General features: G+C 58.1%; 13 protein-coding genes. 8 read left to right on the forward strand and 5 right to left on the reverse strand.

What is annotated here, in order from left to right:
- The first annotated feature begins 149 nt into the window (after positions 1-149).
- The 4 genes from AC3IX4_RS14990 (at position 150) to AC3IX4_RS15005 (ending at position 4,233) form a co-directional block, all read left to right on the forward strand.
- On the forward strand, positions 150-1,388 hold the full coding sequence (locus AC3IX4_RS14990; protein ID WP_489256234.1) for a hydroxymethylglutaryl-CoA reductase: 1,239 nt from the start codon (positions 150-152) through the stop codon (positions 1,386-1,388).
- A complete protein-coding gene (locus AC3IX4_RS14995; protein ID WP_489256235.1) occupies positions 1,381-2,475 on the forward strand; it encodes a mevalonate kinase family protein in 1,095 nt (364 codons plus the stop codon). The genes AC3IX4_RS14990 and AC3IX4_RS14995 overlap by 8 nt, the downstream gene beginning before the upstream one ends.
- Positions 2,472-3,467, forward strand: a complete 996-nt coding sequence (gene mvaD, locus AC3IX4_RS15000; RefSeq protein ID WP_489256236.1) for a diphosphomevalonate decarboxylase — start codon at positions 2,472-2,474, stop codon at positions 3,465-3,467. The genes AC3IX4_RS14995 and mvaD overlap by 4 nt, the downstream gene beginning before the upstream one ends.
- 67 nt (positions 3,468-3,534) lie before the next feature.
- On the forward strand, positions 3,535-4,233 hold the full coding sequence (locus tag AC3IX4_RS15005; RefSeq protein ID WP_489256237.1) for a glutathione binding-like protein: 699 nt from the start codon (positions 3,535-3,537) through the stop codon (positions 4,231-4,233).
- 103 nt (positions 4,234-4,336) lie between these two features.
- Here the strand turns inward: AC3IX4_RS15005 and AC3IX4_RS15010 are convergent, their stop codons facing one another.
- The 4 genes from AC3IX4_RS15010 to AC3IX4_RS15025 form a co-directional block, all read right to left on the reverse strand.
- Positions 4,337-4,714: a response regulator gene (locus tag AC3IX4_RS15010; protein ID WP_489256238.1), complete on the reverse strand. Its 378-nt coding sequence runs from the start codon at positions 4,712-4,714 to the stop codon at positions 4,337-4,339.
- 72 nt (positions 4,715-4,786) lie between these two features.
- Complete coding sequence (locus AC3IX4_RS15015) at positions 4,787-5,986, reverse strand: hybrid sensor histidine kinase/response regulator (RefSeq protein ID WP_489256239.1); 1,200 nt, start codon at positions 5,984-5,986, stop codon at positions 4,787-4,789.
- Positions 5,987-6,024: 38 nt separating this feature from the next.
- Positions 6,025-6,858: a CheR family methyltransferase gene (locus AC3IX4_RS15020; protein ID WP_489256240.1), complete on the reverse strand. Its 834-nt coding sequence runs from the start codon at positions 6,856-6,858 to the stop codon at positions 6,025-6,027.
- Positions 6,858-10,343, reverse strand: a complete 3,486-nt coding sequence (locus tag AC3IX4_RS15025) for a response regulator (RefSeq protein WP_489256241.1) — start codon at positions 10,341-10,343, stop codon at positions 6,858-6,860. The genes AC3IX4_RS15020 and AC3IX4_RS15025 overlap by 1 nt, the downstream gene beginning before the upstream one ends.
- Before the next feature lie 272 nt (positions 10,344-10,615).
- On the opposite strand from AC3IX4_RS15025, the gene AC3IX4_RS15030 reads away from it, so the two are divergent.
- The 4 genes from AC3IX4_RS15030 (at position 10,616) to AC3IX4_RS15045 (ending at position 14,557) form a co-directional block, all read left to right on the forward strand.
- A complete protein-coding gene (locus AC3IX4_RS15030; protein WP_489256242.1) occupies positions 10,616-10,981 on the forward strand; it encodes a response regulator in 366 nt (121 codons plus the stop codon).
- Positions 10,982-11,586: 605 nt separating this feature from the next.
- On the forward strand, positions 11,587-12,369 hold the full coding sequence (locus AC3IX4_RS15035; protein WP_489256243.1) for an endonuclease/exonuclease/phosphatase family protein: 783 nt from the start codon (positions 11,587-11,589) through the stop codon (positions 12,367-12,369).
- Positions 12,366-13,589 carry a cardiolipin synthase ClsB gene (clsB, locus tag AC3IX4_RS15040; RefSeq protein WP_489256244.1) on the forward strand — a complete coding sequence of 408 codons (1,224 nt, stop codon included), beginning with the start codon at positions 12,366-12,368 and terminating at the stop codon, positions 13,587-13,589. The genes AC3IX4_RS15035 and clsB overlap by 4 nt, the downstream gene beginning before the upstream one ends.
- Complete coding sequence (locus AC3IX4_RS15045; protein WP_489256245.1) at positions 13,586-14,557, forward strand: lysylphosphatidylglycerol synthase domain-containing protein; 972 nt, start codon at positions 13,586-13,588, stop codon at positions 14,555-14,557. The genes clsB and AC3IX4_RS15045 overlap by 4 nt, the downstream gene beginning before the upstream one ends.
- On the opposite strand, the gene AC3IX4_RS15050 is transcribed toward AC3IX4_RS15045, so the two are convergent.
- Positions 14,545-16,170: an ATP-binding protein gene (locus AC3IX4_RS15050; RefSeq protein ID WP_489256246.1), complete on the reverse strand. Its 1,626-nt coding sequence runs from the start codon at positions 16,168-16,170 to the stop codon at positions 14,545-14,547. The genes AC3IX4_RS15045 and AC3IX4_RS15050 overlap by 13 nt on opposite strands.
- Positions 16,171-16,198: the final 28 nt, after the last annotated feature.

Here is a 16,198-nt window from a genome sequence, read left to right on the forward strand (position 1 = left end):
TTGCGAACAGCCGGGGCACCATCGCACAAGGCCCAAACCGCTGCGCAATGGAGACTGCCATGATCGTCCACTGTTATTTCTGACAGCAGACAACTCCATATGCCAGGCCTAAGGTGGCTCAACGACCAGCACTGAACTGGAGATCTCGCATGCCCACCCACACTCAACTGATCGACAGTTGCCGCGACCAGATCGTCAGCGGACAACGCAAGTGGCATGAATTGCCCGACGAACTCAGTGCTGACCAGGCCGCCCAGGTTCGTCGCCAAGCACTGGAGTGCATGACCCGGCGTTCACTTGAAGCGCTGGGGCAATACTCCATGGATCTCAAGCCAGCCCGTTGCGAGAACCTGATTGGTGTGATTCAAGTGCCGCTGGGTGTAGTGGGCCCGGTGTCAGTGCAAGGGCAATGCACTGAACGGGAGGACCTGATCTACGCGCCGCTGGCCACGACTGAAGGGGCGCTGGTTGCGAGTATTGCGCGTGGCTGCCGAGCAGTGCGTGAGGCCGGTGGTGCCGTGGCATCTGTCGAGCAGGTGGGTATGACACGGGCTCCCGTTTTCGTCTGCTCAGGTCTTGAACAGGCCGCCTGTTTTTTGCAATGGGTACAGTCTCACTTTGACCAGATACGCCAGCTGGCGGAAGGTACCAGCCGGCACCTGCGATTGTTGGAAATCAAGCCACAAAGCTTGTGCAACACCATATTCCTACGTTTTCGCTTCAGTTGTGGTGATGCGATGGGGATGAATATGGTGACCCTGGCTTGCGACAAAGTTGTTCGTGAGTTGATAGAACCTGCCACCGGCGTACATTGCGTGGCATTGTCGGGAAATTACTGTACCGATAAAAAACCAAGCGCCGTAAATTTCATCGAAGGTCGAGGGCATCGCATTTCGGCCGAAGTAATCGTGCCAGCCAAAATACTAGAGCAGACTCTCAAGACCAACTCAGAGGCACTGTGCGAGGTTCAGTACCGCAAGAATCTACTCGGTTCCATTAGCGCTGGAGCACTGGGTTACAACGCTCAATTCGCCAATGTAATCGCCAGTTTTTTCCTGGCTACCGGCCAGGATCTGGCGCACACCGCTGAAGGCTCCCTGGGCGTTACCTGTATCGAAGCGCGGGAAAACGGATCGGTCTATGCCAGTGTGCATCTGCCCGATGTGCCATTGGCGGCCATCGGCGGTGGTACAGGCCTTTGCACCCAGCGCACTGCGCTGCGTTTGATGGGAGCCCTGCCCGACCCCAATCAGCCTGGTTGGGCCGTGTGTCGACTGGCCGAAATACTTGGGGCGCTGGTACTGGCGGGTGAATTGTCGCTGCTTGCTGCCATGGCCTCACATCACTTGGCTCGCGCTCACCAGCGCCTGGGGCGATTTAGTGGATGACGTCGAGCAAAATTTTGTCATGGCCAGTGCGCCGGGAAAGTTGATTCTCATGGGCGAGCATGCGGCAGTTTATGGCAGACCCGCGCTGGTCACGAGTATCGACCTACAGTGCCAGGTTAGCATCCACCGGGAAGTAGAGCCTGGCGTCCGGTTGCTGTTGCCCGATATCAACGTCTTCACTGAAAACAGTTGGGTGGAAATCGAGCGCTATACCCACGCCGCCGAAGCCCGTTGGGGGGACTTTGTGCAGCAACCTTCGGCAGCGAATTTCGCTCGCCTGCGTGGCACCGACCCTGCGCACATCGTCAAGATTGCACTGGGTCAGGCGCTGCGCTGGTGCACCTTCAAGCCCCCCCATGGGATAAGTATTCAGGTCGACTCGGCGATTCCTCCCGGTTCTGGGCTCGGCAGTTCGGCGGCTGTGGCCAGCGCTACGGCGGTGGCGTTGCTTAATTTGTGCAAGCAACCCCCTTCGATACCGTCGCTGCGCCAAATCGTTCTGGAAGTCGAGCGCAGCCAACACGGGCAGCCTTCAGGTATCGACCACGGTTGTGTGTTATCCGGCGGTTTGCTCAAGGCGGTACGCGTAGATGGCTGTCTGTCCCTGCTGTCGATGCAGCCTTCGCACTGCCTGCGGCAATTGAGCATTTACCACACCGGTACACCCAACGAATCCACGGGTGCCGTGGTCACCGATGTGGCGGAACGGCTGGACGCTGATCCAGCGTTCAAAAGCCGCCTGCTAGAGCAAATGGAAAACTGCACATTGCGCTTTATTCAGCTGCTGGGCGAATTCTCACCCTGCCCTCAGGCGGTGCTGGAAGTGATCCGCGATGCCCAGAACCATCTGGAGCAACTGGGCGTCGTACCCGATGCCGTGCGCCAAGTGGTTCGCCAGGTCGAGTCGGCAGGCGGCGCAGCCAAAATATCCGGAGCCGGAGCGCTGAGCGGCACAGGAGCCGGAGCGCTATTGGTGTATTGGCCGCAAGTGCCGGCCTGCCATCCTCCCGCACTGGACAACCTGCCTAGGCTGCACGCCAAGCTGAACGTACCAGGCGTTAGTATTCAGCCGCAGGGTTGTCTATGAACCCTCATTCGGTGATCGCACCGGCCAATATTGCTCTGATCAAATACTGGGGGCTGAGTGACAATGAGTTGATGATTCCTTGCAATCCCTCGATTTCGATGACGCTCAGCCAGTGCGTCACCCATACCACTGTCCAGGCTCGGCTTGAGTCTGGCGATGAAATTTTGATCCATGCAGGACGGCAGCTGATACCAGCGCCACCGTTATTCGCCCAGCAGGTCATTGCCCAACTGCACCGGCTGCGCGAGATCGCCGCCAGCCCCTGCGGGTTTCGCGTCGCTACCTGCAATCACTTCCCCACTGCAGCAGGCATCGCTTCATCGGCCTCCGGCTTTGCCGCCTTGACGCTAGCAGCTTGCGATGCCTTGGGACTTACCCCGGACATGACGCAATTGTCGCGCTGGACACGCATGTCAGGCTCAGGTTCGGCCACTCGCTCATTGCTCGGTGGCTTTGTGCAATGGCCCGAAAACCCCGTCGATGGGCAGTCTCCTGCTCATCAGTTGGCCCCGGCAAACCATTGGCCGCTCTGTGATTGGGTGGTGATTGTCGATGATCGGCCAAAGCTGGTGAGTTCGCGGTCAGGACACCAGCGTGCGCATTCCAGCCCACATTTCACCAGACGCCAGCAATTGCTGGCCGAGCGCCTGGAGCGTCTACAAATCGCCCTGCGCAGACGGGATTTCGGATTGTTGGCCGAGGTGGTCGAGGAGGAAGCCATTGAGCTACATCTGATTGCCATGACGGGCCACCCCGCCACCTTTTACTGGCACTCGGCAACACTTACCGTACTGGAAGCTGTCCGGCGTTTACGCGCCGAAGGCCTCAATGTGTGTGCCACCGTAGACGCAGGCCCGAACGTGCATGTGTTGTGTGTGCCCGAGCACCACTTGCACGTTCGCGCAGCACTGGCGGCCTTGCCGGGCGTGATCAGGCTCATCGAAGACCGTACAGGCGAGGGCCCGCAGCGAACGTCGGTACACCTGATCTAGATTGTTCGTTGCGATCTGGCGCCACGTCATCGCACAATTGCCGTTCGGCTGAATAACGGAGACTGCCATGATTGACCTCTACTACTGGCCCACGCCTAACGGTCACAAAATCACGATGTTCCTGGAAGAAGCCGGGCTGCCCTATCGGGTCAAGCCGGTGAACATTGGCAAAGGTGAACAATTCGCCCCTGATTTCTTGAAAATCGCCCCAAACAATCGGATTCCGGCCATTCTTGATCATTCGCCGATCGATAATGGCCAGGCAGTGCATGTATTCGAATCCGGCGCCATTCTGTTGTACCTGGCGGATAAAACCAGCCGCTTCATTCCCGCGGACCTGCGCGGGCGCAATGAAGCCTTGCAGTGGCTGTTCTGGCAGATGGGGGGGCTGGGGCCGATGGCGGGGCAAAACCATCACTTTGTGCAGTACGCACCCGAGCCCATCCCTTATGCCATGGAGCGGTATGTCAAGGAGACTTCGCGGCTGTACGGCGTGTTGAACAAGCATCTGGCCGATGGCCGTGACTATATTGCTGGCGAATATTCCATTGCCGACATGGCCTGCTACCCCTGGATTGTGCCGTTCGAGCGACAGCAGCAGGACCTGGATAACTTCCCTCACCTCAAGCGCTGGTTTGAGCGCGTCCAGGCCAGGCCTGCGACCGCACGGGCCTATGCCGTGGCCGAGCGTATCAACGCAGATCCCGTGGTGGATGAAGAATCGCGCAAATTACTGTTCGGCCAGGATGCCTCAACCGTGCGCTAAGCGCCCTGTAGGAGCGACGGGGGCGCCTAGCCCTTGGTCGCGATGGCGTCACCGCGGTCAATGTTTATATCGCGGTGATGCAGTAGCGACCAAGGCAGGTCGGTTACGCCAACAATTTCTGGATTTGTTCGTGCAAGGTATCGAGGTCGAAGGGCTTGGCCAGGATCGGCGCCTTGCGCGTGATGGGGCTGCCGGATTCAATGATTTCAGCCGGATAGCCGCTGATGAAAATCACCTTCAGGTCCGGCCTGACCTTGACCGCAGGTTCGGCAATTTGAACACCCGTAATCCCGCCCGGTAATCGGTAGTCGGTCACCATCAAGTCCAGGTGCGGCTTGCTCGCCAGGATTTCAAAAGCCTGTTCGCCATCTTCGGCTTCCAGCACCCTGTATCCAAGGCCTGACAGGTAATCGACCAACACCATTCGGATCACCGGTTCGTCTTCGACAATCAGGACTACATCTTGTGCATCTTCGCTCATGGGAAACCTACGTTCTTTCTCAACTGCCTGATACGACCATGACCGGTCGCAGAGGTTGCCAAAATGATGCGACTAAGTGGAGGGTTCCGTGGCCAGCGGGAGATTGACCCGGAACAGAGCGCCCTCGCCTTCGGCGCTTTCCACGTCAATGGTGCCATTGTGGGCAACCACGATCTGCTCGGAGATATACAAACCCAATCCCAGGCCTGCAATAGCATGGTTTGAAGAAACGCGCTCGAATTGTTGAAAAATCCGCTTCTGGTTGGCTGCACTGATGCCAACGCCATGGTCGATCACTTCAACGCAGGCCAAGGCCTCGTAGCGATAGACCCGTACCTGGATCGGCGCATTGCAACCGTAGCGCAATGCATTGGTCAGAAGGTTGGCGATCACTTGCTCGATACGAAATTCATCCCACACACCCACCACCGGCCCGTCGACCGAGAAGTCCAGGCTTACGCCTGCATCGGCAACCTGCGCGGAAAAGCTTTCCAGCAAACGCCCCACAAGGGCTGCCAAGTCAAACTCCGTGGAGCGGATAGACAGTTTGCCGGTGCGAATACGCGAAACATCCAGCATATCTTCAATCAGCCGGATCAGGCTTTTGATTTGCCGTTCATCACGGTCAACCATCGCACGCATCTTATCCAGCGTGAACGCGTCGGCGTTGCCCCGAGCCAGGTGCAGTTTGCGCAGTTGGGTCTCCAGAATCAGCCCATTGAGTGGCGTTCTGACCTCGTGGGAGACAATGGACATGAAGTCATCGCGCATCCGCACCGCGTGCTCCAGTTCGTTCTGGGTCATCTGCAACTGCTTGAGCAGGGCTTCTTGCTCCTGACGACTGTGTTCCAGGGCTTCGAGCTGCTGCTTAAGGGTTTTGCGCTGCTGATAAAGGTCGACGAAGACATTGACCTTGCTCTTGACCGCATGGGTGTCCAAAGGCTTTTGCAGAAAATCCACGGCACCGCTTTCGTAGCCGGTGAAGGCATAGTTCATTTCTCGCCCGGCAGCACTGACAAACACAATGGGAATATTTTTGGTTTTTTCGGTGCCGCGCATCAGCTCGGCCAACTCGAAGCCGTTCATGCCCGGCATTTGTACATCCAGGATGGCCAGCGCGAATTCGTGCTGCAACAGCAGCGATAAGGCTTGGTCGGCCGACAACGCCTGGTGAACCTCGCGGTCATCGCCTGCAATCAAGGCGTTGAGGGCAAGCAAATTCTCCGGCAGGTCATCGACCAGCAGTAGCTTGACTTTTATGTGACTTAGCATTGACTTGATTCCAGCTCGGCGAGCAGTGTCGGGCCTGTTCATGATTTTCGGTAGATCCGTTCCTGGCGAACCAGTGCTTCGAACTGATCGCTGTAGCCGGAGAAATCCAGGGTTTCCTTGCTGCCCAGCATCAAGAAGCCGCGATGGCACAAGGAGTCGTGAAACAGCCCGAACGCTCGGTCCTGCAGCTTCTTGTTGAAATAGATCAACACGTTGCGACAGGAGATCAACTGGGTTTCGGAAAACACACTGTCAGTCGCCAAACTGTGATCGGCGAAGGTCACGTTGCCACGCAAGCTCGAATCGAAAATGGCATTGCCATAGGCGGCGGTGTAGTAATCGCCCAGCGAGGCCTTGCCGCCCGAGCGCTGGTAGTTCTGCGTGTGCGTGCGCATGCTGTCGAGCGAGTAGATGCCTTGCTTGGCCTTTTCCAACGAGCGTGGGTTGATATCGGTCGCATAAAGGATGGTGCGTTCCAACAGCCCTTCTTCACGCAGCAAGATGGCCATCGAGTAGACCTCTTCACCCGTACTGCAACCGGCCACCCAAACCTTGATCGACGGGTAGGTCTTGAGCAAGGGCACCACTTCCCGACGGATCGCCAGAAAGTGCTCAGGGTCACGGAACATTTCGCTGACCGGAATCGTCAGGTACTGCAGCAATTGCATGAACATGGTCGGGTCATGCAGCACTCGCTCCTGCAGCGCCGAGACAGTGTTGCACTCCAGCTGGCGCAACGCATGGTGGATGCGGCGTTTGATCGAAGCGCCTGAGTAGTCACGAAAATCGTAGCTGTACTCGAGGTAGATCGCCTCGATCAGCAGGCGGATCTCGATATCGCTGTTCGGTTGCGGAGTGAGACTGGCAGACACTAGATACGCTCCAGTTGCGGCAGCCACACGCGAATCAGCGAGAACAGCCGATCCAGTTCAATGGGCTTGGCCAAGTAGTCATTGGCCCCCGACTGCAAGCAACGCTCCTGATCATCACGCATGGCCTTGGCCGTCACCGCAATGATCGGCAGCTTGCGAAAGCGTGGATTTTTGCGGATTTCCCGGGTCGCTTCAAAGCCGTCCATTTCCGGCATCATCACATCCATCAGCACCAGGTCGATATCTTCCACGCTATTGAGCTTCTCGATGGCCTCACGGCCGTTGCGGCCGATCTCGACAATGGCGCCCTTGTGCTCCAGGGCGCTGGTGAGGGCGAAGAGGTTACGCACATCGTCATCTACCAGCAGCACCTTGCGGCCTTCGAAGACTTTGTCCCGGCTGCGCGCGGTCTTGAGCATGCGCTGTCTTTCATGGGACAACTGCGATTCGATTTTGTGCAGGAACAAGGTCACTTCATCGAGCAGACGCTCCGGTGAGCGGGCGCCCTTGATGATGATCGAACGTGAATACTTGAGCAGGTCGGCCTCTTCATCGCGGGTCAAATTGCGCCCGGTGTAGACAATCACCGGTGGGAAGGAGCAGATGTCTGCGCTGGACATAGCCTTGAGCAGGTCGTTGCCGAGCATGTCCGGCAATTTGAGATCGATGATCATGCAGTCATAGACGTTCTGGCGCAGCAGCAGCAACGCTTCCTGGGCCAAGCCTACGGCGGTGATTTCGATGTCTTCGTCGCCGATCAGGCGGGAGATACTATCACGCTGCACATCGTCATCTTCCACCAGCAGGATACGCTTGACCTTCTGGGTCAGCTTGGCCTCAAGGCGCGCGAACACCTCCTTGAGCTGCTCGCGGCTGGTGGGTTTGACCGCATAACCGACCGCGCCCATGTGCATGGCCGCCTCGACCCGATCCTCGACCGAAATCACGTGCACCGGGATATGTCGGGTAGGCGCCAACTCTTTAAGGCGTTGCAGCACCGTCAAGCCGGAATGGTCCGGCAGGCGCATATCGAGCAGGATCGCATCGGGCAAAAAGCAGGTGGCCAGGTCAAAGCCCTCGTCAGCCGCCTGGGCGACCAGGCAGTTGTGACCCAGCTCATGGGCCAGATCGAACAGGATCCGGGCAAAGTTGGGTTCGTCCTCGATCACCAGGATGCAGCGTTTCTGAAAGGGCGCCAGCGCGCGATCATCGGCAAAATTGATCCGCTTGACGATCGGTTCAGCCTGTTGCGGCCCCGCGACCATCGGCGGTGTCGCCACAGGCTTGGCGGGTGGGCTTGGCGGCTCATGAGCGGTCGACGGCTCATAACGCTCAGGCAGCGTCAGCGTAAACGTACTGCCCTGCCCCGGCGTACTACTGACTTGGATACCCCCGCCCAGCAGCCCTGCCAGGTCGCGGGAAATCGACAGGCCAAGCCCCGTACCGCCGTAACGGCGATTGGTGGTGCCGTCGGCCTGGTGGAATGCTTCAAAGATGCTTTGCTGCTGATCGTGCGCAATACCGATGCCGCTGTCTTGAACACGCAAGGCAATGCCATCGCTGCCGTCGCGGGCAATGGTCAGGCTGACGCCGCCGCGCTCGGTGAACTTCACGGCGTTGGACAGCAGGTTCTTGATGATCTGCTCGACACGCTGACGGTCTGTGAACAGCTGCACCGGTGCATCGGGTTCTACCACCACACTGAAGGACAGCTGTTTCTCGACCGCCAGTGGCTCGAACAACACCCGCATGCCTTCGGCCAGCCGAGTGACGTTAGTGTTTTCCGGGCGTACATCCAGCTTACCGGCTTCGACCTTGGCGATATCGAGGATGTCATTGATCAGGTTGAGCAAGTCGTTGCCGGCGCTGTAGATCGACTCGGCAAATTTCACCTGTTCGGTAGAGAGATTGTCTTGAGGGTTTTCGGCCAGCAATTTGGCCAGGATCAACGAGCTATTGAGCGGTGTACGCAGCTCATGGGACATGTTGGCGAGAAACTCGGATTTGTACTTGCTGGAACGCTGCAGCTCCTGAGCCCGCGCTTCAAGCTCGACTTGAACCTGCTTGAGCTCAGCATTCTTGTGGTCCAGGGCATCACGCTGGGCTTTGAGCGCATCGGTGCGTTCGGCCAGTTGTTCGTTAGTCTGCTCCAGCTCCGCTTGTTGGGTCTCCAGGTGTGCCTGGGACTCCTTGAGCACTTGGGATTGCTCTTCGAGCTCTTCGTTCGCGGCTTTCAGCTCTTCTTGCTGAGCTTGCAGCTCTTCATTCAGTTGCTGGGTCTCTGCCAGTACTTCCTGCAGGCGCTGACGATAACGCGCGGCCTCGATGGACGTGCCAATATTACTGGCGATCAACTGCATGAATTCAGTATCGCGCGCGCTGACTGCGCGCAGGAAACCCAGCTCGACCACGCCATTGACCTGTTCATCGTTGCGTGTTGGCACCACCAGTACGCTGCGCGGCGCACCGTCGCCGAGCCCCGAGTTAACCTTGAAGTAATCCATCGGTACATCGTCCAGGCGCAACAACGTCCCCTGCAAGACGGCTTGGCCCAGCATCCCTTCACCTGGTTGCAGATACTGCTCGCGCGTTTCTTGCTCACTGGAAAAGCCATAGGTGGCCACCCGGCGCAAGCCACCGTGCTCATCGCGCACATAGACTGCCGCGACCACGACGCCCAAGTAATTGGCCAAGTATTGAAGGATATTGCTCCCCAGCTTTTGCAAACTCAGCTGGCCCAGCACCTGCTCAGCCAGGCTGGTTTGCCCAGCACGCAGCCAGGCCTGGTACTGCAGGCGATCCGCGGCGTCGAGTTGGGCCTTGAGGTTGGTTGAATAACGGGACGAAAGGTTCAACAGGTCACGCCGGCCAAACCACGCCAGTGCGCCACTGACCAACAGCACGAAGCCGACATACAGAATGATCGACAGAATCGTCGTACGGGTAACGTCGGCATTGCGACTGACACGCAACTGATGCTCCATGGCCAAGAAGTCATCGAACTCCTTGCGCACCTCGTCGGTCAGACGCTTGCCCCGCCCCGCCTGGATAGCCCCACGGTAATCGCCATCATTGCGACGTAAATCGATCATTTGGCGGGCATAGAGGTTCCATTCACTGATCAATGATTGGAGACGATTGAGGCGATCAATCTGCAGCGGATTGTCTGCCACCAGCGCCTTGAGGTTGACAAGCTCGGCCGCGACGCGCGGCTTGGCCACCTCGTAGGGGTCGAGAAAACGCTCATCACCGGTGATCAAAAAACCGCGCATCCCGGTTTCCATGTCGATGGACAACTTCACCGCTTCGTTGGCGTTACGGATCACCCGATCGGAGTGCTCCACCCACTGAATCACCATCAGCAGATAGGCGATGATCGCCACGAACACCGCTGCACTGAAGACCCCAACGCCCAGTGGCAGCGCCAGGTTGCGACCCAGCAGCTTGCGAAAACTATGCTCCTCGATCGAGACGGGCTGGGTCATGTGCAGGTTCCATTGACGGTGAACAAAGGGCCGAGTGTGCCGTAGTTTCGAGTATTAATTCTATTTTTTCTGCCCTATCAGCCAGTTTTTTCTTACGCATATTTTTCTTTTTTTCACTAGGCTTTCTAGTCGGGATAGGTGCATTTGGCCAGCATTGGAGCGCTTGGCTGTAAGATAAATTCCCTTCATTTGTAAGCAGCGCTATCCTCCTTGCCCAACGATGACGGTGCCCCGAGCCGCTTTCCTGAAAATATTGACCTGGGATAACCACGATGTCCGAATCCACCTCCCGCAGCATTCTCGTCATCGAAGACGACGACATTGTCCGAATGCTCATCGTCGACGTGCTCGAAGAGCTTGGCTATCGGGTGCTGGAGGCAGACGGCAGTGACGTAGCGCTGCGCCTACTCAAGGACGCCGAAACGGATATTGACCTGATGATGACGGACGTGGGCTTGCCGGGCATGGACGGCAGGGAACTGGCTGCCGCAGCCCGTCTATTGCGCCCGCAGTTGCCCATCCTGTTTGCCAGCGGTTACGCCGAAAGCATCGACGTGCCGGCGGATATGCACGTGATAGGCAAACCCTTCTCCATTGATCAACTGCGGGACAAGGTCAAGGCCGTCCTGGGCCAATGACACAACCTTGGCTGCGATGGCCATAGGTATCTACACAATTCTGGGGCAGCGCGGCTCTTGTAGCCGCTGCCGAGGTACGAGGCTGCGATCGGCGGCGAAGCCGTCGTAAATTCAGGCCCTTCGGTGTGCCTGATGGATTACGGTCTCAGGTTTTACGGCCGCTTCGCTGCCGATCGCAGCCTCGTACCTCGTCAGCGGCTACATTCGTAGCAGTAGACGAGTTCAGCGAGGCCAGGTCCGGGGACGTAGTCCTCGCAAAGCCTGTACTCGCGGTGTATCTGAATACTGAAGTGCCAGGTTTTACGACTGCTGCGCAGCCGGACGTGGCCTCGTTCTACTCGTCCACTGCTACGAAATGCAGTACACCAAAAGATGTGTAGATACCTATGCTGCGATGGCCTCACCGCGGTGGTCCGGCATTTCGGTGAACCTGGCTCCTACCGGTCGGTGTAGGAGCCAGCCTTGGCTGCGATGAACGCACCGCGGTGCATCAGGTAAACGGTGGCGCGCTCATCGCGGTGGTCCGGCATTCCGGCAAGCCCAGCTCCTACAGAACTTCCTGGGTGGCTTCGAGTCGGAAAATAGACAGCTCCCAGGAATCGCGCATGACGACGCCCCATCCCCGCCCGGATCTTGCGCAGGCGCCCGCGGTCCGCTCACTGCGGATCCTGACAGTCAACACCCACAAGGGTTTCAGCGCCCTTAACCGGCGTTTTGTGCTCCCGGAACTGCGTGATGCCGTGCGCACACTGTCAGCCGACGTGGTTTTTTTGCAGGAGGTGCTGGGGACTCATCGCCAACACGGCAAGCGCTTCGATAATTGGACTGACATCCCCCATTACGAATTTCTCGCCGACTCCATGTGGCCGGTGTTCGCCTATGGTCGCAATGCCGTGTACCCGGATGGGGAGCATGGCAATGCCTTGTTGTCCAAATTCCCTATCCTGCGTCACCAGAACCTGGACGTCAGCTTCCAGGGTACCGAGGCTCGCGGCCTGCTGCACTCGGTGCTGGCGGTACCTGGGCAGGCAGAAGTCCATACCGTCTGCGTACATTTGGGTTTGAGTGAACATCACCGTCGCCAGCAACTTCGGCTGCTGTGCAAGTTGCTCGACGAACTGCCGACCGACGCCCCCGTTATCGTCGCGGGCGACTTCAACGATTGGCGCCAGCGCGCAGACCGACAACTGGCGCCAAGTAACCTGACTGAGGTGTTCAGCCAGGCCACCGGCGCGCCGGCCAAAACGTTTCCGGCTCGTTGGCCGTTCTTGAGCCTGGATCGCATCTACCTGCGCAATGCCACTGCTCGCAAGCCTCAGGTGTTGTCCCGCAAACCATGGACCCACCTTTCCGACCATCTGCCCCTGGCTGTCGAGGTGCTTCTATGAAAAACACTTGGCAGTCAGACAATCAGGTGCAACTGCTGATCAATGGTGAAGAGTATTACCCCTCGGTGTTCGAAGCCATTGCACACGCGCGCGAAGAGGTCTTGCTGGAAACCTTCATCATATTTGAAGACAAGGTTGGCGAGCAGTTGCAGCAGGTATTGATTGAAGCCGCCGAACGTGGCGTGCGCGTTGAAGTACTGGTCGATGGTTATGGCACCGCCGACTTGAGCTCAGCATTCCTGCAGCGCCTGACCGCTGCCGGCGTACGTTTGCAAGCGTTCGACCCCAGCCCGAAGCTTATGGGCATGCGTACCAATCTGTTCCGGCGAATGCACCGAAAAATCGTCGTGATAGACGGCGAAGTCGGGTTTATCGGAGGCCTCAACTACTGCGCCGATCACTTGGCTGACTTCGGTGAAATGGCCAAGCAGGACTATGCCGTGCAAGTACGCGGCCCCATCGTGGCCGACTTGCACAAGGCCACCCTGACTTTACTCGATGAGACCAGTCGAGTCCGGCGCACGCCCTGCCCCTGGCGCAGCCACCCTGCCCCCATCGACCCGGACAGCGCCCATGCCGACATGCTCCTGAGCATTCGTGACAACCAAGACCACCCCAACGACATCGAGCAGCACTACCTGCGCGCCATCCGCAGCGCCCGCCAGCGCCTGGTCATCGCCAACGCCTATTTCTTTCCCGGTTACCGATTGCTGCGCGAGCTACGCAATGCGGCCCGCCGCGGGGTCAAGGTCACCCTGATCCTGCAAGGCATGCCGGATATGCCGTTGGTGCGTTTATGCTCACGGCTGCTTTATAACTATTTGTTGCGCGATGGCGTGGTGATTGCTGAGTATTGCGAGCGCCCCCTGCATGGCAAAGTTGCCTTGGTGGACGACGAATGGTCGACAGTAGGGTCGAGCAACCTGGACCCCTTGAGCCTTTCCCTGAATCTTGAAGCAAACTTGTTCATCCGTGACCGCACCTTCAATGAGCGCCTGCATACCCATCTTCAGGAGCTGGCGAGCAGCCAATGCAAGTCCGTCAGCCTCAAACGCGTACTGCGCGGCTATTGGTGGCGTGCACCGTTGATATTTTTAACCTTTCACTTCCTGCGCCACTTCCCGGCCATCGTCGGCTGGCTGCCCGCCCACTCCCCAAGGCTCGCGCCGCTCAGCGCCAAGGTTCAAGACCTGAAGCATACGCCGCAGGCTCATCCATGAATAAGACAGCCCGCCATCCATCGGCCAATAAATGGAAATGGGCAAAGCGTTTGTTGACCCTGGCGTTCTTTGTTTTGGTTGCACTGTTGTTGTTGATGTTGATACGCAACCTGGACTGGCAGGAGGTCAGGCACGCATTGCAATCCTACCGTGCGTCCACTTTGGCCATGGGGGCAGTGATCGCCTTCGTCAGTTACGGGGTGTTCAGCAGCTATGACCTGCTGGGACGCCGTTACACTCAACATACGCTGGCGGCGCGAAAAATCCTGCCGCTGGCCTTTGTCTGCTATGCCTTCAACCTTAATCTGAGCACATGGGTAGGGGGCGTCGCGCTGCGATATCGGTTGTATTCCAAAATGGGCCTGGACGTGGCGACCATCACCCGAATACTGACGTTTGGGCTGATCACCAACTGGTTGGGGTATCTGCTGGTGGCCGGGACAGTGTTTGCGCTGGGATTTCCTCAACTACCCGGCAGCTTCAACGTTGGCGCCAGTGGGCTGCGCTGGATCGGGGTGCTGCTGGTACTGGTCGCCGTGCTCTATCTGGCGGCGTGCCGCTTTGCCAAGCGACGCACCTGGACCTTGCGCAGACAGTCCATCACCCTGCCTTCATTCAAGCTGGCCGCCCTGCAAGCAACATTGGGCACCACCAACTGGTGCCTGATGGCGGCGCTGATCTACCTGTTGTTGCCCGACAAGGCCGCTTACCCCAGCATTCTGGCCACCCTGCTGATCAGCAGCATTGCCGGGGTTATCACGCACATCCCCGCCGGCCTTGGCGTTCTTGAAACGGTGTTCATCACCCTGCAGCAAGGCGTGTACTCCAAGGGCACGCTGCTGGCTGCATTGATCGGCTATCGCGTCCTGTATTTTCTGGTGCCGTTGGCCGTCGCCTGCGTGGTGTACCTGATGCTTGAACGTCGCAATCGAGGCGCAAACGCCCGCCAGACCGATCAACCCTCCTGAAACCTGGGCAGATAAAGACTGAGCGTTGCACCCTGCTCCGGAATCGACTCAATGCGTACCTGCCCACCCGATTGCCGAGCAAAGCCGTAGACCATTGAAAGCCCCAAGCCAGTCCCCTGCCCCACTGGCTTAGTGGTGTAGAAGGGATCAAAGGCACGCTCCATCACGTCGCTGCTCATGCCGAAGCCCGTGTCCAGGATTTTCAGACAGCAATAATCACCCACTAGCAGATCCTCATCAGCCATGGGGGCCGCGTCATGGCGGTAGTTACGCGTACTGATGTACAACTGCCCTCCATCAGGCATCGCATCGCGCGCGTTGAGACACACGTTGAGCAGCACACCTTCCAACTGGTGGATGTCCACCATCACTGGCCACAGGTCGGTGGCCAAGTCCATTTTCAGGTTGACGTTGTTGCCAATGGTCTGTCGGATCAATACGTGCATGCCTTCGACGAGCTGATTGATATCCGTCAACTCCGGCAACAATGACTGACGACAAGAAAACGCCAGCAACTGATGGGTCAGCGTGGCTGCTCGCACCGCCGTGCTCTGGGCCGCCTCGATGTAACGCTGCAACTCATCGAGTCGGCCTTCCTCGACCCGCCGCTTGAGCAATTCCAGGCTGCCACTGATACCGGTCAGAAGGTTATTGAAATCGTGAGCCAGCCCGCCTGTCAGTTGTCCAACCGCTTCCATCTTCTGACTGTGACGCAACAGTTCCTCTGCCTGACGCAATGCCTCCAGGCGCTGTCGCTCATCGGTTACATCACGCCCCACCGCACTGAAGCAATCAATGCCTGGAACAGCCGCCCAGTTTATCCAGCGGGTGCTGCCATCTTTGTGCAACAGTCGACAGTCGACATCGATCACCCGCTCTCCGCGCTCAAGACGCGCAGCGTTATATTGGGCGACCAACAAGTCCTGGGGGTGTACGAAATCCAACACACAGCGCCCTAACAACTCGCTTTCGTTCCAGCCCACCAACCGTTGCCAGGCCGGATTGGTCGCCGTGATCACTAGGTCCGAGCGGGTCACCAGCATGAGATCGGCAGACATTTGCCATAAACGGTTGAGGTCAGCGGTACGTTCGGCCACCTGGGCTTCGAATTTGTCCGCCAGCGCCTTGACCTCTTGTTGAGCAAGCACTTGCGCTGTGGTTTCGACCACCGTGTCGAGCATGCCGACCACCCTGCCGTTTTCGTCACGGACCGGGCTGTAGCAAAAAGTGAAATACGCTTGCTCAGGCGCATTGCGGTTGACCACCAACGGGAAGTTCTCGATGAAGGTGGCCTCCCCCCGGTAGGCCTTATAGGCAATGGGCCCGATCGTGTCCCAGGCTTCAGCCCAGATCTGGTCAAAGCGCCGGCCAAGCGCTTCTGGCTTATCCCCAAGGATTGGCCGAAAGGCATCATTGTAGATAGCCACCATCTCCGGTCCCCACACCAGGCATCCCGGAAACTTGGAGACCAGCAGCATATCCACGGCAATGCGCAAGGCTGGGGGCCAACTCTGCATCGGCCCAAGCGAAGTCGCGCCCCAATCAAAGGTGCGAACTTTTTCGCTCATCTCACTGCGTTGATAGGGGAAGGATTCAAAGATCATGACCCTCATGCCGACTTCCTGTGCCAGTGAACCCAAG

The organism is Pseudomonas sp. KH_021, from assembly GCF_057838865.1.